The following is a 20,925-nucleotide window of genomic DNA, read 5'->3' as shown; positions in this document are numbered from 1 at the left end:
GGCTCCGTGCACGACAGCTCGACCCCCGGCCTGTGGCACGACACGATCTGGATCGTGGACTCCACCCCGGTGCAGTGCGCCCGCTCCCGGCCCACCGTCAGACGCTCCGACCCGACCGGCTGATCGCCGACTTCCCATGCCCCTCCCACCCGCGGTTCTTCCGGGTCCACATGGCGCTCCAGCCTCAGAGCGGCTTGCAGAGCGAGCGCTTGGGGCGGGCCATGGGCCGGAGGATTGCGGTATACCGCACGCTGGTACGCTCCCGTCGCGCATGACAAGGACAGGTCATCCGCGGCGGTTGGGAGGACACAGCCGTCGGGGCGAGGGACCGGGGGGTTCCGTGCAGGGTCACAGGGTCGTACGACGTCGTTTGCTCGGCCGGGAGGGTGCGGCCGTGGCCGTGGCTGTCGCCCTTGCTGCGGGCGCTCTGGTCGCCGTGCCCGCGGGGAAGGCGCTGGCCGCCGGCGGGGGCGAGATCGTTCTGCCTGCCGCGGACCGGTCCGCCCCGCGCAACCCGGTGTTCAGAGGCTTTGGCGATACCGGTGTGCTGTCGAGCCCGGAGGGCTCTGCCGGCCTGCGGTGGACCGACTATGCGTCGGGCCTGACCAGGGATGTGACTGAGTTCGCCGGCACCCAGCAACCCGACTACCTTGCGCAGTCGGACACCACGTACACGATGTCAACCGACGCCGAGGGGCGACGCCTCTTCCGGTTCCGGGCGATGGGCTCCGGTGCGGACAGGGGCACGGTGACGGTCCCCACCGGGCTGAGCCCCGCGAGTACGGCGGGTGAGGGGGTCGTCGTCGCCTACCTCGGCAACTCCGCCAACGTGCGGGAAGTGCACCTCCTGAAGGCGACCGCCGAGGGCGGCACCAGCGACACGGTGCTGAGCGGCTGGCCCGCCGACGCGAAGCTCCTCGCTGTGAGCGAGCGTGACGACCGCTCGCTGCTCATGCGCTACCGCGTGCCGACCGAGGACCCCAAGGTGTTCCTCGATCAACTCGTACTCGTCGACGTTCGCGAGGGAACCTGGGCGAAGGTATTCAGCCCCTACGACCATCGCTCGTCTCGGACACCCGTGCTCAGCGACGACTACGTCGGCTGGTGGTATCCGGGCAGCGGTGCCCGGCTGCTGCGCCGTGACGCCCTGGACGGGCCGGTGACCGAGGTTCCGGGGGAGGGCACCCAGGGGAAAACCGAGTTCACGGTCGTCGGTGACGACGTCGTGGTTGCCACGTACGGCGACGAGACCCGCGCCGTGCTCACCAGGCCGCTCACCGACGCCGGAGAGTGGCGCACGCTACTTCCGCTGATGGACGGTTGGATTGAGCGATCGGCGGACGGATCGGCCGTCGTGGTCGGCGGTCCGGACAAGGCGGACTGGGGCGTGCACCAGCTCTCCGAGGCGTCGGACGGCCAGATAGTGGACCGTGAGGTGATGGACCTGCCGCCGGTGCCCGCGCCCGTGGACGGGCTGTCGCTGGCCAACGGCACGTTGGCCTGGACCGATCAGACCTCCTCCCCGGCCTACGACGTCATGTTCAAGACGCGTACGGTGTCCGCCGGCACGGTCCCCGAGGTGGGGCCGGTCCGGGAGGCCGGCGGATGGGTGAAGCCATGTGTGTTCGTTTACGGCTGCATCCGGCTGGTCGGGGCCGGTGACGGGTCCGTCGTCTACTCCGATCTGGACGGCGCCCAGTGGGTGCACCGCCGTACGCCCACGGGTGAGGTCCAGACGCTGACGGTGCCGGGTTTCTACGGCACGGTGGTGGCTGCGGAGGGGCGGTACGCCCTTCTGTCCGGCGGTGCGAACCGGAAGCAGTTCCTCGTCGACTGGACGCAGAACAAGGTCGTCTCGACACGCACGGCGAACGCCGCGGCCCTATGGGACGGGCAGCTGTGGACCACGACGTCCACCGCGGGTCACGTGTCGATGAGCCGCCTCGGATCGACCGACCCGGCGGTCGATGTCAACGTCGGTTCGGCGTGCGTACCCAGCGAGCTGCAGGTCAACGGCCGTTTTGTGTACTGGGCCTGCTCCGCGCAGAAGAAGGCCGGAGTGTTCGACCGCTCCCGAGGGCGGTCGGTGGCCGTTCCGACGGGTGACGCACTGCTGGCCGACGGGTTCCTGGTTCGCCACGACAACGCCCGCGGCAAGCTGGTGCGCACCGACGTCGGCTCCGGGAAGGCGGTCACCGGCGACGTGGCCGATCTGCCCGCCCCGTCCAACCTCTGGCCGGAGGACGCGACCTCGGACCGCCGGATCCGCTGGACCCTCGACCCGTACGGGAGCCGGGTGGCGTTCGTGGACGCCGGCGAGCGCATCCACATCCTCACGGCAGGCTCCCTCGCGGCACCGGCGCTCCGGGACCACGCGGGCCGGGACGGCATCGGCGACCTGCTCACCCTCAACTCCTCCGGTGCGCTGACGTTCCAGCAGGGCACGGGCAAGGGCACGTTCTCCGGGAAGGCCAGCGGCAGCGGCTGGGCGACGAGCATTCGTCCGGTACCCATGGTGGACCTGAGCGGGGACCGCTGTAACGACGTCCTCGTCCGGCTGAGCAGCGGTACCGGCACCCTCCGGCTGTACAAGCCGGCCTGTGGGGCGGCGCTCAAGCCGACGACCCCGTACACGACGCTGGGCACCGGCTGGAACCAGTACGACGTCCTCACCTCCCCGGGTGACATCACCAAGGACGGCCGCCCCGATCTGATCGCCCGTAACGCCTCCACCGGAGCGGTGTACCTGTACAAGGGAGCGAGCGGTGGCAAACTCGCCGCGCGCGTGAAGCTGGTCGACAACTGGAAGACCTACAAGAAGGTGGTCGGGGCCGGGGACCTGAACGGTGACGGGATCGGCGATCTCGTCACGCAGGACAAGTCGAACAACCTGTACCGGTACTTCGGCAAGGGCAATGGCACCTTTGCCGCACGCGTGAAGATCGCCACCGGCTGGGGGGCCTCGTACAACGCGGTCGTCGGGGCGGGTGACGTCACCGGCGACGGAAAGGCCGACCTGGTCGCCCGGGACACCGCCGGGAATCTCTACCGGCAGACCGGCTACGGCAATGGCACCTTTGCCGCGCGCGTGAAGATCGCCACCGGTTGGCAGGGCTACAAGGGCATTTTCTGAAGCGCCAACGCGGACGCCGTGGACCAGGTCGGGGAGCGCATCCCTGACCTGGTCCCTCGTCTTCGGAGCGGGTGACGGGGAGTGAACCCGCGCTCCGGGCTCGGGAATCCGGATCCCGTGATTCCATGCTTCGCTCCGGCATGCAGTAACCCGTTCGCAGGACACTGCCATGGGTGGGGTGTCGACCCTTGCTGACCGTGGCTTACCCGACCTGCGTGGCAGGTGTACCCGATCACGTGGCCGGACCTGGGCGGCCCGTTGGGCAGGGACCGCTCAAGTGAAGGGCACGCCTGGCGCGCCATCTCAGTGGTCGTCCGTGGTCATCCGGGACGCCGACCAGGATTCTCGACCGCCTGCCGCCGCCGGCGGAGAGGATCGCGTAGATGGGGCCGGGGGACCCGGTCGGCTGAGATTCGCCTGAGCCGGGACCTGTGACCCCACCAGCGCCCCGGTGGTCGGAAGGCGGGCTACTGCACGAACCGGGTGCAGGTGCGGCGGCGGACGGCTGTCTTCGCGACGCTCGCCACACGGCCGGCACGGACCTCATGCGGCTGGGGGTCCCGGACCGGGTCATCGACCGGATCACGGGGTGGGAGTCGGTCGCCGCAGCCCGGATGCGGGCGCGGTACCTGCACGTGACCGACCCCATGCTCAAGGAAGCGGCCCGGAAGATCGCGGCAGCGATCTGGGGTCCGGATGCACCCACTGCGGACAAAGACCAGGACAACGAGGGCTGAAAGACGTCGAAGGGCCCCACCGCGAGCGGTGGGGCCCTTCGACATCGTGCCCGGTGAGGCACTGGCGGAGGATACGAGATTCGAACTCGTGAGGGGTTGCCCCCAACACGCTTTCCAAGCGTGCGCCCTAGGCCACTAGGCGAATCCTCCGCGGCAAACACTACTAGACCGGAGGGAGTGCTCGCGAACTCGTTCCCGGGTGATCCGATCATGTAGGCTGGGCGCAGCCCCTCACGTGGCGCTATCTCGCTGAAACCCCCCAGGGCCGGAAGGCAGCAAGGGTAGGTGGGCTCTGGCGGGTGCGTGGGGGGTCTTTTGCTGCCCGCGGGGCTGCGGGAACACGGGCCGGGGCGGCCGGGGGAGGCCGCCGTCACATGGGCGGGGCCCGGGTGTCGGCGGGTGCCGATATCGTCGTAGGCGTGTCCCTCGCTCTGTACCGCCGCTATCGCCCCGAGACCTTCGCCGAGGTCATCGGGCAGGAGCACGTCACAGACCCGCTGCAGCAGGCGCTGCGGAACAACCGGGTCAACCACGCGTACCTGTTCAGCGGGCCGCGCGGCTGTGGCAAGACGACCAGCGCCCGCATCCTGGCGCGCTGCCTGAACTGCGAGAAGGGCCCGACGCCGACGCCGTGCGGGGAGTGCCAGTCGTGCCGCGACCTGGCCCGCAACGGCCCGGGGTCGATCGACGTGATCGAGATCGACGCGGCGTCGCACGGCGGTGTGGACGACGCACGTGACCTGCGGGAGAAGGCCTTCTTCGGGCCGGCGAGCAGCCGTTACAAGATCTACATCATCGACGAGGCGCACATGGTCACCCCGGCGGGCTTCAACGCCCTGCTGAAGGTGGTCGAGGAGCCCCCGGAGCACCTGAAGTTCATCTTCGCGACCACGGAGCCCGAGAAGGTCATCGGCACCATCCGGTCGCGCACCCACCACTACCCGTTCCGGCTGGTGCCGCCCGGCACGCTGCGCGACTACCTGGCGGAGGTCTGCGAGCGGGAGGCGATCCCGGTCGAGGCCGGGGTGTACCCGCTGGTGGTCCGCTCCGGTGCGGGCTCGGTGCGTGACTCGATGTCGGTGATGGACCAGTTGCTCGCCGGTGCGGGCGAGGCCGGTGTGACGTACGCCATGGCGACCTCGTTGCTCGGCTACACCGACGGCGCGCTGCTGGACGACGTCGTGGACGCCTTCGCCGCCGGGGACGGCGCGGCGGCGTTCGAGGTCGTGGACCGCGTGATCGAGGGCGGGAACGACCCGCGGCGCTTCGTGGCCGACCTGCTGGAGCGGCTGCGGGACCTGGTGATCCTCGCGGCGGTGCCGGACGCGGTGGAGAAGAGCCTGATCGACGCCCCGGCCGACGTCGTGGAGCGGATGCGGGCGCAGGCCGGGGTGTTCGGGGCGGCGGAGCTCAGCCGCGCCGCGGACCTGGTCAACGCCGGGCTCACGGAGATGCGCGGGGCGACCTCGCCGCGTCTGCAACTGGAGTTGATCTGCGCCCGCGTGCTGCTGCCGGGGGCCTACGACGACGAACGGTCGCTGCAGGCCCGCCTGGACCGGTTGGAACGCCGCGCGTCCGCCGGTGGTTTCGCGGCGCCCGCGGGCGGCCCGGCGGCCCCGGTCGTGGAGTTCGGGGAGCCGCTCCCGCCCGGCGGCGGCCCCGCGGCGGCGCGCGCGGCGATGGGCGGACCGGCCCGGCCCGCCGAAGCCGCTCCCGCACCTGCCGCCGCTCCCGTACCCGCCCCGGCTCCCGCGGTCGCTCCCGAGCCCACGCCGCCGCCCGCCGCCCCGCCCGCGCAGCCCCCCGCCGCGCAGCGTCCCGGCGCCTGGCCGAGCGCCGCCGCCCCCGGTGGCGGCCAGCGTCCCGGCGCCTGGCCCACCGCGGCATCGGCGGCGGCTCCGGCCGCCGCGTCGCCCGCTCCCGAGCCCACGCCGCCGCCCGCCGCGCCGGCCGCACCGACCGCGCAGCCCATCGGTGACGCGTCGCGCGTCCACCAGATGTGGCCGACCGTCCTCGACGCGGTCAAGCGGCTGCGGAAGGTGACCTGGATACTGCTCGACCAGAACGCCCGGCTCGTCGGCTTCGACGGCTCGACGCTGCAGATCGGCTTCGACAACCCCGGCGCCCGCGACAGCTTCGCCAACCGCGGCCACGAGGAGGTGCTCAAGCAGGCGATCAGCGAGGCCCTGGGCGTCCAGTGGCGCATCGAGGCGATCGTCAGCCCGGGTGGCGGCCCCGGAGGCGGCGGCGCCGGTCCCATGGGGCCGGGCGGTGGCTCCGGCGGGCCCCGTCCCGCCCCTGCGTCCCCCGCACCGGCCGCACAGCAGCCGCACCAGCAACCGCAGCAACAACCGCGCCAGCAGTCCCAGAACCCGGGCTCGCCCCCGGCACCTCCGTCGCCGCCCGCCGCGGCGGCCGCGGCCCGTGCCGCGGTGAACGCGGCGCCGGCGGCGTCCGCGTACCCGCCCGTCGCCGACGAGCCCCCGCCCGTCGAGTACGACATGCCCGAGGACGACGACCCGGACCTGGACGAGACGGCGCTCAGCGGCCACGACCTCATCGTGCGCGAGCTGGGCGCCACCCTGATCGAGGAGATCGCCAACGAGTAGCCGCGGCGGCCCCGTTCCTCCTGTGGGGAACGGCACGGCCGGGGCGGAACGGGCGACGCGCGCCGCTCGTTCCCTCGTACGGGTAGCGCGAGCGGGCGCCCGAGCACGTAGGCTCGCCCTACCCGCACAACCGACGTCGTGAGGCAGGAGCGAGACCGTGATCCCCGGTGGTGGTCAGCCCAATATGCAGCAGCTGCTCAAGCAGGCACAGAAGATGCAGCAGGACCTCGCGGCGGCCCAGCAGGAGCTCGCCGAGACCGAGATCGAGGGTACGGCCGGCGGTGGCCTGGTGAAGGCGACCGTGACCGGAGCCGGCGAGCTGCGGGGTCTGGTCATCGACCCCAAGGCGGTCGATCCTGAGGACACGGAGACGCTGGCCGATCTGGTCGTCGCCGCCGTGCACAACGCGACCGCGAGCGCGCAGGAGCTGCAGCAGAACAAGCTCGGCCCGCTCGCCCAGGGGCTCGGGGGCATCCCCGGCCTTCCTTTCTAGTCCAGGCGACGAACGAAGAGGGCACAGCGTGTACGAGGGCGTGGTTCAGGACCTGATCGACGAGCTGGGCAGGCTGCCCGGCGTGGGTCCCAAGAGCGCGCAGCGGATCGCCTTCCACATCCTGCAGGCCGATCCCGCCGACGTCCGGCGGCTCGCGCACGCCCTGAGCGAGGTCAAGGCGAAGGTCCGGTTCTGCGCGGTCTGCGGCAACGTCGCGGAGGCCGACCAGTGCCGGGTCTGCCGTGATCCGCGCCGCGACCCGACCGTCATCTGCGTGGTCGAGGAACCCAAGGACGTGGTCGCGATCGAGCGGACCCGCGAGTTCCGCGGCCGCTACCACGTGCTCGGCGGCGCGATCAGCCCGATCGAGGGGGTCGGCCCGGACGACCTGCGCATACGGGAGCTGCTGGCGCGGCTCGCGGACGGCAGCGTCACCGAGCTGATCCTGGCCACCGACCCCAACCTCGAGGGGGAGGCGACGGCCACGTATCTCGCACGCATGGTCAAACCGATGGGACTGAAGGTCACCCGTCTCGCGAGCGGTCTGCCGGTCGGCGGCGACTTGGAGTACGCCGACGAGGTCACGCTCGGCCGGGCCTTTGAAGGAAGGCGGCTGCTTGATGTCTGACAACGCCCTGGACCCCGACGACTTCGCCTCCTCGATCTCGGACCAGATCGAGAGCTTCATCCTGTCGGTGCGGGAGGTCGCCAAGGGCGACGACCCCGACAGCGCGGTGCCCTACCTGCTGCTGGAGGTCTCCCAGCTGCTGCTGGCGGGCGGCCGCCTCGGGGCGCACGAGGACATCGTCCCGGAGGAGCGCTACGAGCCCGACATCGGCCCGGAGCCGGACGCCGACGAGCTGCGCCAGCGGCTCGCGGTGCTGCTGGAGCCGATCGACGTCTACTCCGAGGTCTTCGACCCGTACGTGCCGCGCAGCACGCCGGTGGCCTGCCGGATCTCCGACGATCTCGCTGACGTCGTGACGGACCTCGCGCACGGCCTGGCGCACTTCCGCGAGGGCCGGGTCAGCGAGGCCCTGTGGTGGTGGCAGTTCTCCTACCTGTCCAACTGGGGGCCGACCGCCTCGGCCTCGCTGCGGGCCCTGCAGTCCCTCGTCGCCCACGTGCGGCTCGACAGCCCGCTGGACGCGCTGGACGGCCTGGACACCGATCACGGCGCCGACGACGAGGAGAGACTCGCCGCCGAGGCCGGCCGGGTGATGGCCGCCGAGATCGCCAAGCCCCTGGGGCTGCGCCCCACCCGCTGAACCCGGACCCCGGTCCCAGGACACCACCGCGCCCGTCCCCTCCCGAGGGGCGGGCGCGCGTCCGTGCGGGGGCGGCCGGGGGCCGTAGTGATCCGGAGCACGCCGCCCGGTGTGCATACCTCGGCGTGTCGCTGGGCAGATGGCTCGCAGAGTGGGCCCGGCGTCTCAACATGTGGTATTGAGGGGTCCGTACCGGCCTGCTCGTTAGACTGAGCCGAACGCAGTACCGGATTTGAGGAGCGCACGTGGGCCTTGTCGTGCAGAAGTACGGCGGCTCCTCCGTTGCGGATGCCGAGGGCATCAAGCGCGTTGCCAAGCGGATCGTCGATGCCAAGAAGAGCGGCCATCAGGTGGTCGTCGTGGTCTCGGCGATGGGTGACACGACGGACGAGTTGATCGAGCTCGCCGAGCAGGTATCTCCGATGCCTACCGGCCGCGAGTTCGACATGCTGCTGACCGCCGGAGAACGGATCTCCATGGCCCTGCTGGCGATGGCGATCAAAAACCTCGGACACGAGGCGCAGTCCTTCACCGGCAGCCAGGCGGGTGTCATCACCGACTCCGTCCACAACAAAGCGCGCATCATCGACGTCACGCCGGGCCGCATCCGCACGGCGCTCGACCAGGGCAACATCGCGATCGTGGCCGGCTTCCAGGGCGTCTCCCAGGACAGCAAGGACATCACGACGCTGGGCCGGGGCGGCTCCGACACCACCGCGGTGGCGCTGGCGGCGGCCCTGGACGCCGAGGTGTGCGAGATCTACACCGACGTCGACGGCGTGTTCACCGCGGATCCCCGCGTGGTGAAGAAGGCGCAGAAGATCGACTGGATCTCGTCCGAGGACATGCTGGAGCTCGCCAGCTCCGGCTCCAAGGTGCTGCTGCACCGCTGTGTGGAGTACGCCCGCCGTTACAACATCCCGATCCACGTCCGGTCGTCGTTCTCCGGCCTCCAGGGCACTTGGGTCAGCAATGAGCCGCGAGAGGACCAGAAGGGCATGGAGCACGCGATCATCTCCGGTGTCGCGCACGACACATCCGAGGCCAAGGTGACGGTCGTCGGTGTGCCCGACAAGCCCGGCGAGGCCGCCGTGATCTTCCGGGCGATCGCCGACGCCGAGATCAACATCGACATGGTGGTGCAGAACGTGTCGGCCGCGGCCACCGGCCTGACCGACATCTCCTTCACCCTCCCCAAGGCCGACGGCCCGAAGGCGATCGAGGCCCTCCGGCGCGTCCAGGGCGGCATCGGTTTCGAGACGCTCCGCTACGACGACCAGATCGCCAAGATCTCGCTGGTCGGCGCCGGCATGAAGACCAACCCCGGTGTCACGGCGCAGTTCTTCGAGGCGCTGTCCAACGCGGGCGTCAACATCGAACTGATCTCGACCTCCGAGATCCGCATCTCGGTCGTCACCCGCGCCGAGGACGTCAACGAGGCCGTGCGCGCCGTGCACTCCGCGTTCGGCCTGGACAGCGAAACCGACGAAGCGGTCGTCTACGGAGGAACAGGCCGCTGATCACCCCGGTTCCGGTCGGGTGACCCAAATCCCAGGTCTATACCGCTTGATCGGAAGCCTGTAGGCGCCAGACAATTTCAGCTCCCTGTGTGTCGCAACCGCGCGACGCACAGGGAGCGTCCTTGTGTCAGCGCACTGCCCTACTGTGCTGCAGGCCGGGCGCGGCGCAACAGCGCCGGGAAAAAGGGGCATTGGGGAAGAGTTGGTACGCATGCGCATATGTGCTACACCGTCAAAAGCGGTGCCTCGGGCGTACAACCCTGACGGGGGGACGCGTGTCCAACAGTCGTGGCAGAGGCACTCGGCATCGAAGCACCCCTCGTGGGGCGGAGCAGCGCTCCGGCGCGCCCGCACGTCCGGCGGCCGTCGCGCACAGTCGGCGGCATCCCGGTGATCGCGCCCTGGCCTGTGGTGCAGGCGCCCTCGGACCGCGGCGACACTGACGGCACGATGTCAGTCGGGACGACCGTCGACCATCTCACCGAGACCTACCGGGCCCACTACCGCTCGCTGCTCGGCCTCGCCGCACTCCTGCTGGACGACACCGCCTCCTGCGAGGACGTCGTCCAGGAAGCGTTCATCCGCGTCCACTCGGCCCGCAAGCGGGTCCGCGAGCCCGAGAAGACCCTGGCCTACCTGCGGCAGACCGTCGTCAACCTCTCCCGCTCCGCGCTCCGCCGCCGCATCATGGGCATGCGGCTGCTGTCCAAGCCCATGCCCGACATGGCGAGCGCCGAGGAGGGCGCGTACGAGGCGCTGGAGCGCGACGAGCTGAAGGCCGCCCTGCGCAAACTGCAGCGCAGGCAGCGCGAGGTGCTCGTCCTGCGCTACTTCGGCGACATGACCGAAGCCCAAGTGGCCGAGACCCTCGGTATTTCCATAGGCTCGGTGAAGGCGTACGGCTCGCGCGGTCTCGCGGCGCTCCGCGTCGCGATGGAGGCCCCGGCATGACCAACTCGACCCCACCCGGCGGTATGGAACCCGAGAACGACATCAACGGCGGCAGCCCCGAGGAACAGCTGAGCCCCGACGAACTGGCGCTGCGCCGGCTCATGCGCGACGCGGTGAGCGACATCCAGCCCGGGCGCGAGGCGCTGGACCATCTGCGACGTGCGGTCCCCGCCCGGCGGACCCACCGCCGGCAGCTGCTGGCCGGCAGCGCGGCCGCGTGCCTGCTGGCGCTGGTCGCGGTCCCCGCGGCCCTGCACGCGGCGAACATCTCCGGCTCCGCCAAGACCGGCACCGCCAACGCGTCCAGCGCCCAGGACACCGGTGGCACCGAGCCGAACGGTCCCGCCGCCGGCGCCGGCACGCCCAGCCCGACCGGCGGCGACGGCAGTCCGGACGAGAACCCCACACAGACCAGCGGCTCGCACGCCCAGGTCCCGCCCGGGTCCTCGGACCCCGTGGACCCCTCCGACACGCTCGCGGCCAACGCCCCGCTGTGCTCCACCGACGACCTCGGCAACGCCTCCGGTTACGCGGGCGCCTCCGACGGCGCGGGCCGGGTCAGCGGCTGGTTCCAGGTGGCGAACACCTCCGATCGCTCGTGCACCGTCGACGGCGGCGGCACGGTGACCTTCGCCGCCCAGGGCGCGGCCGAATCCGCCCGTATCAAGGTCGTCGACCACACCGCGAACGACGGCACCACGCTGCCCGACTCCCTCGGCACGCTGATCCTCAAGGCCGGGCAGAGCTACCGCGTCGAGTTCACCTGGGTCCCGGCCGCGGGCGGCGCGGGCGGCTGCACGCCCCCGTCCACGCCGACGCCCACCGCGACCGCCACCGACAGCCCGACCGGCGAGGCGTCCGCGCCGCCGGCGGGCGAGAACGGTGCCGCCCAGGGCGCCCCGGCGGCCGTCGTGCTGAGCCACACCCCCGAGGCCGGAGCGCCCGTCGTCAACGCGACGATCGACGGCGCCTGCGCCGGGACGGTGTACAGGACCGGCGCCGTCGCCGCCCAGTAGCAGGGGGCGGTTCCAGGGGACGGCCGGGCGCCCCGTACCGTTGACGGCGTGTACCGGTTCCTGCTGTCCCCCCGCTGGCTGGGCGGGCACCTCTTCATGGTGTGCGCCGTGGTCTTCTGCACGTTCATGGGCAGCTGGCAGCTGAGCCGGTTCGAGGCCCGCGTCGACAGCCACCGCGCCGCCCAGGACATCCCCGCGACCGCCGCCCGCGACGCGGTCCCGCTGGAGCGCCTGCTGCCGCGGGCGACCTCCGCGGTCACCACCGAGACGGCCGGCCGCACCGTACGGGCCACCGGCCGCTACGACAGCGCGCACCAGTTCCTCGTACCCGGCCGTGAGCTCGACGGACGTACCGGCTACTACGTGCTCACCCCGCTGCGCACCGGCGACGGCGCGGCCGTCCTGCCCGTCGTCCGCGGCTGGCTGCCCGGCGACGCGGACGACGCGTCCGCCGCCGGCGTACCCGCGGCGCCCGCCGGCGAGGTCACCGTCACCGGGGCCCTGCAGGCCCCCGAGGGCGCCGACACCGACGGCGCGATCGGCAGCGGCGGGCTCCCCGAGGGGCAGCTGGGGATCATCAGCGCGGCCTCCCTGGTCAACCTCGTCCCGTACCAGGTGTACGGCGCCTGGATCACCCAGACCGAGGGCGTGCACGCGCCCCTGCGGGCCGTCCCGCCCGTCGCACCGAGCGGCACCGGCCTGGACCTCAAGGCCTTCCAGAACCTCGGCTACACCGGCGAGTGGTTCGTCTTCGCGGGCTTCGTGGTCTTCATGTGGTTCCGGCTCGTCCGCCGGGAGGCCGAGACCCGGCGCGACGCCGAGCTCGGCCTCACCGCGGAGGAGGGGCCGGCCGCGGCCTCAGCCGCCGAGGTGGCGGCGGACGAAGTCCAGCTCCAGTCGTAGCTGCTTGATCCGCTCGTCGACGACGAGCGAGCCGTGCCCGGCGTCGTAGCGGTAGACCTCGTGCGTCTTGCCCAGGCCCGCCAGCCGCTCGACGTAGTTGTCGATCTGCCGGATCGGGCAGCGCGGGTCGTTGAGGCCCGCCGAGATGTAGACCGGGGCCTTGACCCGCGCCACGTAAGTGATCGGCGAGGACGCCTCGTAGCGCTCCGGGACCTCCTCGGGGGAACCGCCGAACAGGGTGCGGTCCAGCGCCTTGAGCGCCTCCATCTCGTCGCTGTACGCCGTCACGTAGTCCGCGACCGGTACGGCCGCCAGGCCCACCGTCCACAGCTCGGGCCGGGTGCCCAGCCCCAGCAGCGTCAGGAAGCCGCCCCAGGAGCCGCCGGACAGCACCAGGCGCGCCGGGTCGGCGAAGCCCGACTCCACCGCCCACGCCCGGACCGCCTCGACGTCCTCCAGCTCGATCAGGCCCACGCGGTGCTTGAGCGCGTCCGTCCACTCCCGGCCGTAGCCCGTGGAACCGCGGTAGTTGATCCGCACCACCGCGTAGCCGTGGTCGAGCCAGGCCGCCGGACCGGCCGCGAAGGCGTCCGAGTCGTGCCAGGTGGGCCCGCCGTGGATCTCGAACACCGTCGGGTACGGGCCCTCGCCCTGCGCGGGCCGCTGGACCAGTGCGTGCACCCGGCCGCCCGGCCCGTCCACCCATACGTCCTCCACCGGCAGGGAGCCCGGGGCCCGCTCGCCGGGCGCCTCCAGCACCACCGCGCCGGTCGTCGACCGCACCTCCGAGGGCGCCGCCGCCGACGACCACAGGAACTCCACCGTCCCGTCGGGGCGGGCCGTGGCGCCGCTCACCGAGCCCGCCGGGGTGTCCAGCCGGGTCAGCTCCCCGTCCGCCAGCCCGTAGCGGTAGATCTCGCTGCGGGCCCGGTACGAGTGCACCACCAGCAGCGCGGTGCCGTCCGGGTACCACTCCGCCGCGACGTCACCGGGCAGGTCGATGGCGAGCGCGGTCTCCGTGCCCGCCGCGACGTCCCAGACCATCGGCTCCCAGCGGCCGCGCCGCTGGTGCGCCACCAGCAGCCGGGCGTCCCCCAGGACCGGGGCGAACCCCAGGCACTCCAGGCCCAGTTCCTTCGTGCCGCCCTCGCTGTCGTCCAGCTCCGCGACCTTCGTGCCGTCCGTCGTGACCACCCGCAGCGCCGAGTGCATCGCGTCACCGTGCTCGGTGTGCTCGACGACGACCAGCGTGCCGTCCTCCGAGAGCGCGCCGACCCCGCCGGACTCCTCGTGCCGGTAGATCTCCACCGGCTCCGCCCCGGGACGCACGACGTGGACCGTCGTGCCCTCCTCGTCGGTGGAGCGGCCGACCACCGCGAGCCCGCCCCGGCCCAGCGCCAGGCCCGCGGGATACGAGGACTCCAGACCGGGCGCGGCCGGCTCGTCCGGGCCGCCCTCGAAGGGCTGCCGCATCCAGACCCCGAACTCGTCCCCGTCGGTGTCCGCGAACCACCACACCCAGGCGCCGTCCGGTGTCAGCGTCCCGTCCGACGTGCCGTTCGGCCGGTCGGTGACCTGCCGCTGCGCCCCGGTCGTCCGGTCCCACGCGTAGAGCTCGTACGTACCCGTCGCATTCGACACGAACAGGCTGCGATGGGGGGCGTCCTCCGCCCACTCCGGCAGTCCGACGCGTGGCGCCCGGAAGCGCTTCTCCCAATCCGGCATCCCAGCCATGACGTCGCTCATGCCACCATCAAACCCGATCGCGCCCCGCGGCGGACCGTGGCCGTCGTCACCCGCTGCGATCACGGCCCGGAACGACGATCAGCACCGTCCCCCGCCCCAGGTCCACCCGCGACCGCGGGGGCGCCCCGTCGCCCTCCTCGTCGCGCAGCATCAGGGTCGCCCGGTGCTCGTCCAACTCGCTGCGCTCGCCCGGGGAGAAGCTCGCGTGCAGCTGCTCGAAACCGGTCGAGGAGACCTGCCCGCTCCGGCCGCCCCACCTGCCCAGGCGCAGCACCTGGTCGACGAAGGCCACCCCGATCAGCAGGATCACCAGGCCCGGCAGCGTCATGAAGACCACGAACTCCACACCCGTGGCCCTACCTTCGCACGGCGCCGCCGCGACGGCGACGGCCCCGCGGGCACCCGGCTACCCTCGCGCCATGACCGCCGCAGAACAGCCCCTCGTCCCGCCGGGCTTCACCGTCCCGGACCCGCCCGCCACCGACCGCTTCCGTCTGGAACCCCTGGGCCCGCGGCACAACGCCGCCGACCACGCCGCCTGGACGTCCAGCATCGACCACATCCGCGCCACCCCCGGCTTCGAGGGCCGCTCCTGGCCGCCGCCGGACGGGATGACCCTCGAGGCCAACCTCGAGGACCTGCGCAAGCACGCGGAGGACTTCGAGCGGCGCACCGGCTTCACCTACACCGTCCTGTCCGTGCCCGGCGGCGACGTCATCGGCTGCGTGTACGTCTACGCCTCCCGCGGCGAGCCCGGCACCATCGACGTCCGCTCCTGGGTCAGCGCGGGCAACGCCGCCCTGGACGCCGAACTCCACCGCGTCGTCGGCGACTGGCTCGCCCGCGCCTGGCCCTTCGCGCGCATCGCCTACGCGCCCCGCTGAAGCCCTCCCGGGGCGCCCCGGAGATTCACACGTTCGGCCCATCCGGGGCCGCCGCCACGTACGACGTGTGATGGGCTGGTGACGCAGCGGAGTCGCGGGGGGCGCGTCCGAGCGCTCCGCGACACGACCGGACCACGGCCCCCACCCCCGGATCCCCGGGGCCCGGGCGCCGCGTCCGGCGGTCCCTCCCCCGTCACACGGGCGCACGAGGAAGGCGTGGCGATGATCGCTGTCCTGGACACCGACGGGATACCCCGGCGCAGGCTGCGCGGCGCGCTCGCGGTGCTGAGCACCTGCGGGCTGCTGCTGACCGCGGCCTGCGCCACCGCCGTCCCGCCGCGGCCGTCGTCCGCCGCCGAACGGGTCGCGGACCCCACCGCGGGCGTGCCCCCGGAGCTGCGGCGCTACTACGAGCAGCGCCTCGACTGGAAGGCCTGCCAGGACGTGCCGGGCTTCCAGTGCGCCACCGTGACGGTGCCCCTGGACTACGCCCGCCCGGAGGCCGGCGACATCACCCTGACCGCCGCCCGCGTGCGGGCCACCGGCGACGCCGCCGCCCGCGTCGGCTCGCTCCAGGTCAACCCGGGCGGCCCCGGCGAGTCCGCCGTCGACTACCTGGTCGCCGCCGCCGGCACCTTCTCCCCGGCCATGCGCTCCGCGTACGACCTGGTCGCCGTCGACCAGCGCGGCGTGCGGTACAGCACCCCCGTCGACTGCGAGACCGACACCCCGGCCACCCCCATGGGCTTCGGCCTGCGGGTCTCCGACGGCGCGGCGGAGATCGCCGACTCCTACGAGGCGTTCGAGGAACTCGCCGACGCCTGCGAGAAGCAGGCCGGGGAGCTGCTGCCCCACCTCGGCACCCCCGACGCGGCGCGCGACATGGACGTCGTACGCGCCCTCCTCGGCGACGAGCGCCTGCACTACCTCGGCTACTCCTACGGCACCTACCTGGGCGCGACGTACGCCGAGCTCTTCCCCACGCGGGTCGGCCGCCTGGTCCTGGACGGAGCCATCGACCCCGCGCTCGACGGTTACCGCGAGAACCTGGACAGCACCGCCGGCTACCAGCTGGCCTGGGAGTCCTTCGCCGCCGACTGCGCCGCCCGCCCCGACTGCCCGGTCGGCCACTCCGTCGCGGAGGCCGGCCGCGTCCTCGACGGACTGGTGGACAAGCTGGACGCCGGCCCGCTGCGCCAGGGCAAGGACATCACCGTCACCGGAGAGGACCTCCTCACCGCGGTCATCACGGCTCTGCGCGAGGCCTCCTGGGAGGAACTGCGGACCATGCTGCGCCAGGCCCTGGCGGGCGACACCGCGGAGTTGCAGCAGTTCGCCGGCGCGGACGAGGACGACTCCGGCAACGCCGCGGACGCCCTCCTCGCCGTCGACTGCCTGAGCTCCACCCTCGGCGCCCGCTTCTCCGGCGCCGAGGCGGAGGCCGCCCTGCCCGCCTTCCTGCGTGCCTCACCCCAGTTCGGCGCCTCACTGGCCACGTTCCTGGTCCTCTGCACCCACTGGCCGGTCCCGGCGACCCAGGCCCCGCACCCGATCAACGCCCCCGGCGCCGCACCGATCCTCGTCGTCGGCACCACCCGGGACCCCGCCACCCCGTACCCCTGGGCCCAGTCCCTGGCCCGCCAGCTCGACTCCGGCCGGCTCCTCACCTACGACGGCGACGGTCACACCGCGTACCACCGCGGCAGCCCCTGCGTCGACGACGCCGTCGACCGCTACCTCACCCACGGCGAACTCCCCGCCCCGGGCACGGTCTGCGGCTGACACGCGGCGGCCCGGGCACGTCCTCCCGGGCCGCCGCGCGCCTCGGGCCAGGTCGGGCCGGATCACCCAGGGGTGCGCGGCCGCCGGTCTCGGTGTCCAGCTCCGTGGCGGTCGCCGCGGCGACGGACGGGTCGGCCGGGCCCGGGCCGTCGCCCCAGACGTCGGTCGCCCAGGTCCGCTACTCCACAACTCCGCCGCCGAAGCCGCCGGTGAGGTGGCGTCAGCCGGCTGCCCCGCTGTTCCCGCCCTCCGGGTCGCGCGGCCCGCCGTCGGTCTTCCAGAGCTGCACAGATCAAGTGCCGTACAGCCGCACCGTGACCCCACCATGCGCCGCTGGGAGCGGCACCACCGCAACACGTACTGCCCGCCCACGCAGCCTGGGGGGCGATCGCTGCGCTCGGCGAAGCCTGGGCGTCACGCCGGGACATGTACTTGACTCGTCAAGTAGTTGTCACTTTACTGTCCACTGCATCCGTCGCCCCGACAGGCGGCGGCCCAATCGAGGAGCAGCCTTGAGCATCGTCGCGCCGAGCCAGAATGATCCTGCGGGACAGGACGATTCCCGCTACATGAAGAGGAACGGCATCTTTGTGCCGCCAGGGCAGGGCGACACGAGGTGGATCGTCGGAGACACCTACACCCTGAAGGTCGGCGGCCCGGAAACGGGCGGACGGCTCACCTTCGTTGAGGCGACCGTCCCTGCCGGGGCCGGCGCCTACCCGCACGTGCACAGCAAGCACCAGGAGGCGTTCTACCTGATCTCCGGCGAACTGGAGTTCGTCAACGGTGACGACACCGTCACCGCAGGCCCCGGCTCCTTCTACTACGTGCCCAACGATACGAGGCACGGCTTCTTCAACAAGAGCCTTCACGCCGCCAAGATGATTTTCATGTTCCTCCCCGGAGGATACGAAGAGCTCCTCTTCGACGGAGCGCCCAAGGCCGAACACGGCAAGCCCGTCCCGCACATGATGGACAACCTGCCGAACATCAACCCGGAACTCATGGAGCGGTTCGGCTCATTCATCCTCCCGGGCGACCTTCCGTCTGAAGACTAGGGCGCGGCAACACGTAAGCCTGAGAAGTGTCTGCATTGCGCTTGGGATAGAACGGCCCCGGGACCCCTTCGGTGGGGTTCCGGGGCCGCCGCGGTGCGTCGTGGCGCCGGCCGGTCGGCGCGTATGGCTGCAGCCATGAAGGCGCATGAGATTCCTGTCGAAGTGCAGCGAATCATCGGGCTGGGACCGCCTGGCGGCCGGCGACGAGTGGGAGGAGCGCGGGCTCGTCTCCGCCCCTGTGGTGGGCAATGAACCGGACGCGTCCTACGTCCGGCGGGCCTTCCGCGCGGCCCTCAAGGGAGCTGAGGGCGTCGATCCCGCCGAGTGGACTCCCCGAGAGCTGCGGCACGGCTTCGTCTCGCTGCCGTCGGACAGCGGCGTGCCGCTCGAAAAGATCTCGCGCCTTGTCGAGCACTCTCGGTCACCGAGGAGGTCTACCGCAAGCAGATCCGCCCCGTGATCCAGACGGGGGCGGTCGTCATGGACGGCATCCCTGAACAGGGACCGGGAGCGTGAGTCACACAGATAGTCACGCAACACGAGTCAGGGCCACCTGGGAAATTCCCAGATGGCCCTGATCTGCATCTACGAAGTCGGGGTGGCGGGATTTGAACCCACGGCCTCTTCGTCCCGAAGCAACGTAGCCCACCCTGTGACCTGCGGCGATACGGCGAGTGACCTGGGAAAACTGTTCGTCGGCGTCCCTGGGTATCCGCCTGGGTACGGGCTCGTTGTAGCGCAGTTAGACACTCAGGCTGACTGCGCTGGTCTGTACCCGTCGTGGCAACATGCCAGCATGCCGAATTTCGCCAGCAGTAGCGATCTAGCGGAGGCGATCGAGGACGGTCAGTCGCCTTCGCTGGCCGTGCGGGCCGTTGTCGGCCCGCGACTCGCCGCGCACGCGGGAATTGCGTCCGCCGCGGCCGTTCTGGAACGCCTGCTGCTCGATCCAGAGGACACGTTCGTGACCAGGCAGACCGCAGAGGCACTCCTGAAGCAGCGGTCATTGAGCGCTGTGCGGCTTGTGGCCCGCGCTCTCGCTCACGCTGATGACACGTACGGCGATTGGTTGCTGACGGCCGTGTACGACGTGATCTCTCCGCCGGGAGAAGCGCTTCGTGAAATCTCGACCATGTGCGCCGCTCTTGCCGACGATCCGGATCGGGACGTCCGCCGCGGTGCAGCCGAACTCGCGGCGTGGATGAGCACGTAACGGGAAACGTCCCCACGTGGCAGAGCCCAGTTTGGAAGACTGAGGCTGCGGCCCCTGCCTCACCTGGGCGGTGCTGACCTGCGGCAAAGCGGACCCCGTCACCGCTGTTCCCCGTGGCTCCCCGTTCGGCACCGCCTCACCTGGCACGGCTGTGGCACGCGCCGCTCGACGTGGACTATGGGCGTTGCGGTGGCTGAGGTCTCATGGGACTGCCAGGCGTGCGCATCCCGGTCCGTAGAGCTTCGAGCTCCGTTCGAGGGAACGGGCGGCCCCATTGGGATGCGTAGCCCTCTTCGCCCAGCTCATGAGCGACCCGGTCGAAGGCGCGCACAGCCGCCCGTGCCAGCGTCGTAGCGTCGTGGCGTCCTGACCACAGAACGGTCCCTGAGTTGTCGGGCGCTCGAAGGTCTCTTGCCTCGACCAGTCGGATGTCAACGTCGGACCCGTCTCGGTGGAAGAACCACCGGTAGACCTGAGGTTCCCCCTCGAACTCAGCTCGTGTGTCGTCATCGCCACCCACAAGCCTGGCGATCGCGTACAAGAACTGCTCGGGCGCATCCGTGACGTACGAGGCGAACACCTCAGACTCGCCGTGATCGTCGGCGACCTTAACGAAGGCCCAGCCGTGATGGCGCAGTGTCCAAGTGATCGTGAGAGAAGCCATCCCACCCCCTATGAGGCCAGCACCCTACTGCGTAAAGCCGCGGAGCCGACCGCCCCAGCCACAGCAGGTTCTTCCTCTACTTCCGTCCGGGGGATGGCACCTGCGACGGTGTCCGGACCATCACCCTTGAGCAGGGGAAGGAGCGTCGGCGACTGTCGTCATCTGTCGTCGTTGGCTACCGTCGGACGGCCCAGAGACGGCCCGGGAATCCAGGCCCTTCGCCGCCGTTCTCGTGTACCGTCCACGTTCGCGATACAACCCTGCGGAGGGGGCGATTTGTAATGCTGGGCTTGCTCGGGGATCTGTTGGGCGGGCTGTGGGGAGGTCTGGCCGGGGATCGTGTCCTCAAGAAGCGGGGCGAGCGGCTAGCTAAGGATGGGAAGGTCGAGTGCGGCCTCCGCGTCCTGTCAGGAAGTCATCCCCGGGTGCCAGCCGGGATGTGGATGCACAGTACCGCTCAGCTGTCACCGGGGCTTATCACCATGGGCGGGATTGTCGTCCGGATCGCAGAACTCGACGCGACGAACCCAAGGCGGCCCACAGGCAAGGAAGTCTGGTCAGTGAGTCCCCAGACGGCCATCGTCCGTATGGTCGCTTCGACAGGGGCGGTCCTTGAGTGGGCTGTAGTGGCCGAGCGACTGCCGTGGGCTCTGGAGCAGGTGCACTTGGCGACCTGAATGCTCGAGAGGCGGTGCTACCGTCGGGATCATTCAAGCGCCTCTGTACTCAGATCTTGGAGCGCCAGTTTGGAAGACTGAGGCTGCGGACCCTGCCTCACCTGGGCGGATGCTGACCTGCGGCAAAGCCACCCCGTCACCGGTGTTCCCCGTGGCTCCCCGTTCGGCACCGCCTCACCTGGCACGGCTGTGGCACGCCCGATCCCCTCGATGCGAACTATGGGCGCGACGGTCGCGGAGGTCTGCCGGGCATGTCAGCCGGTCCTCTGGG

At 71.3% G+C, this 20,925-nt stretch carries 17 protein-coding genes, 1 tRNA gene, 1 other RNA gene and 1 pseudogene; 17 read left to right on the top strand and 3 right to left on the bottom strand.

The genetic code is table 11. The features are described from left to right. Positions 1–30: 30 nt before the first annotated feature. The 3 genes and pseudogenes from OIE69_RS44940 to OIE69_RS19810 all read left to right on the top strand — a co-directional run. A pseudogene (locus OIE69_RS44940) lies at positions 31–173 on the top strand (IS982 family transposase); the annotation flags it as partial. A gap of 221 nt (positions 174–394) precedes the next feature. Continuing rightward, the gene (locus OIE69_RS19815; protein ID WP_326573315.1) at positions 395–3,133 is read left to right on the top strand and encodes an FG-GAP repeat domain-containing protein; all 2,739 of its coding nucleotides are present in this window, start codon (positions 395–397) and stop codon (positions 3,131–3,133) included. A 545-nt stretch (positions 3,134–3,678) separates the two neighbouring features. Continuing rightward, positions 3,679–3,870: a hypothetical protein gene (locus OIE69_RS19810; RefSeq protein WP_392567536.1), complete on the top strand. Its 192-nt coding sequence runs from the start codon at positions 3,679–3,681 to the stop codon at positions 3,868–3,870. A gap of 62 nt (positions 3,871–3,932) precedes the next feature. On the opposite strand, the gene OIE69_RS19805 is transcribed toward OIE69_RS19810, so the two are convergent. Beyond that, positions 3,933–4,020: transfer RNA gene (locus OIE69_RS19805), tRNA-Ser, on the bottom strand. Between the two features lie 72 nt (positions 4,021–4,092). Between OIE69_RS19805 and ffs the strand changes: the two genes are divergently transcribed. The 9 genes from ffs to OIE69_RS19760 all read left to right on the top strand — a co-directional run bounded on the left by ffs (position 4,093) and on the right by OIE69_RS19760 (position 12,630). Further along, an RNA gene (gene ffs / locus OIE69_RS19800) (signal recognition particle sRNA small type) lies at positions 4,093–4,189 on the top strand. Positions 4,190–4,289: 100 nt separating this feature from the next. Beyond that, positions 4,290–6,479, top strand: coding sequence for a DNA polymerase III subunit gamma and tau (locus tag OIE69_RS19795; protein ID WP_326573313.1), 2,190 nt, complete (start codon positions 4,290–4,292; stop codon positions 6,477–6,479). Between the two features lie 157 nt (positions 6,480–6,636). Continuing rightward, entirely contained in the window at positions 6,637–6,972 is a 336-nt protein-coding gene (locus OIE69_RS19790; RefSeq protein ID WP_078619825.1) for a YbaB/EbfC family nucleoid-associated protein, read from the top strand. A 28-nt stretch (positions 6,973–7,000) separates the two neighbouring features. Further along, positions 7,001–7,600, top strand: coding sequence for a recombination mediator RecR (gene recR / locus OIE69_RS19785; RefSeq protein WP_089225298.1), 600 nt, complete (start codon positions 7,001–7,003; stop codon positions 7,598–7,600). Then, a complete protein-coding gene (locus OIE69_RS19780) occupies positions 7,593–8,240 on the top strand; it encodes a DUF5063 domain-containing protein (RefSeq protein ID WP_089225297.1) in 648 nt (215 codons plus the stop codon). The genes recR and OIE69_RS19780 overlap by 8 nt, the downstream gene beginning before the upstream one ends. Before the next feature lie 245 nt (positions 8,241–8,485). Continuing rightward, positions 8,486–9,760 (top strand): aspartate kinase, encoded by a 1,275-nt coding sequence (locus OIE69_RS19775; RefSeq protein ID WP_326573308.1) that lies wholly within the window; start codon positions 8,486–8,488, stop codon positions 9,758–9,760. 288 nt (positions 9,761–10,048) lie between these two features. Further along, positions 10,049–10,711: a SigE family RNA polymerase sigma factor gene (locus OIE69_RS19770; protein WP_392567535.1), complete on the top strand. Its 663-nt coding sequence runs from the start codon at positions 10,049–10,051 to the stop codon at positions 10,709–10,711. Then, positions 10,708–11,727, top strand: coding sequence for a hypothetical protein (locus OIE69_RS19765; protein ID WP_326573307.1), 1,020 nt, complete (start codon positions 10,708–10,710; stop codon positions 11,725–11,727). Before OIE69_RS19770 ends, OIE69_RS19765 begins: the two co-directional genes overlap by 4 nt. 48 nt (positions 11,728–11,775) lie before the next feature. Further along, positions 11,776–12,630 (top strand): SURF1 family protein, encoded by an 855-nt coding sequence (locus OIE69_RS19760; RefSeq protein ID WP_326573305.1) that lies wholly within the window; start codon positions 11,776–11,778, stop codon positions 12,628–12,630. Here OIE69_RS19760 and OIE69_RS19755 read toward each other — a convergent pair. Both OIE69_RS19755 and OIE69_RS19750 read right to left on the bottom strand, forming a co-directional pair. Further along, positions 12,586–14,376: a S9 family peptidase gene (locus OIE69_RS19755; protein WP_326573303.1), complete on the bottom strand. Its 1,791-nt coding sequence runs from the start codon at positions 14,374–14,376 to the stop codon at positions 12,586–12,588. The genes OIE69_RS19760 and OIE69_RS19755 overlap by 45 nt on opposite strands. Positions 14,377–14,422: 46 nt before the next feature. After that, complete coding sequence (locus OIE69_RS19750; protein WP_326573301.1) at positions 14,423–14,722, bottom strand: DUF6191 domain-containing protein; 300 nt, start codon at positions 14,720–14,722, stop codon at positions 14,423–14,425. Positions 14,723–14,795: 73 nt separating this feature from the next. On the opposite strand from OIE69_RS19750, the gene OIE69_RS19745 reads away from it, so the two are divergent. The 5 genes from OIE69_RS19745 to OIE69_RS19725 all read left to right on the top strand — a co-directional run bounded on the left by OIE69_RS19745 (position 14,796) and on the right by OIE69_RS19725 (position 19,313). Continuing rightward, positions 14,796–15,260 carry a GNAT family N-acetyltransferase gene (locus OIE69_RS19745; RefSeq protein WP_326573299.1) on the top strand — a complete coding sequence of 155 codons (465 nt, stop codon included), beginning with the start codon at positions 14,796–14,798 and terminating at the stop codon, positions 15,258–15,260. 222 nt (positions 15,261–15,482) lie between these two features. Beyond that, positions 15,483–17,042: an alpha/beta hydrolase gene (locus OIE69_RS19740; protein WP_326573297.1), complete on the top strand. Its 1,560-nt coding sequence runs from the start codon at positions 15,483–15,485 to the stop codon at positions 17,040–17,042. Positions 17,043–17,554: 512 nt separating this feature from the next. Then, the gene (locus OIE69_RS19735; protein WP_326573295.1) at positions 17,555–18,100 is read left to right on the top strand and encodes a cupin domain-containing protein; all 546 of its coding nucleotides are present in this window, start codon (positions 17,555–17,557) and stop codon (positions 18,098–18,100) included. A 145-nt stretch (positions 18,101–18,245) separates the two neighbouring features. Beyond that, positions 18,246–18,560: a site-specific integrase gene (locus OIE69_RS19730; protein WP_326573293.1), complete on the top strand. Its 315-nt coding sequence runs from the start codon at positions 18,246–18,248 to the stop codon at positions 18,558–18,560. Positions 18,561–18,896: 336 nt separating this feature from the next. Beyond that, on the top strand, positions 18,897–19,313 hold the full coding sequence (locus tag OIE69_RS19725; RefSeq protein WP_326573291.1) for a hypothetical protein: 417 nt from the start codon (positions 18,897–18,899) through the stop codon (positions 19,311–19,313). Positions 19,314–20,925: the final 1,612 nt, after the last annotated feature.

Source organism: Actinacidiphila glaucinigra, from assembly GCF_035918135.1.
Taxonomy (GTDB): domain Bacteria; phylum Actinomycetota; class Actinomycetes; order Streptomycetales; family Streptomycetaceae; genus Actinacidiphila; species Actinacidiphila glaucinigra.
Note: the sequence above shows the minus strand (reverse complement) of the source record. Positions and strands in the feature narration are given on the sequence as shown.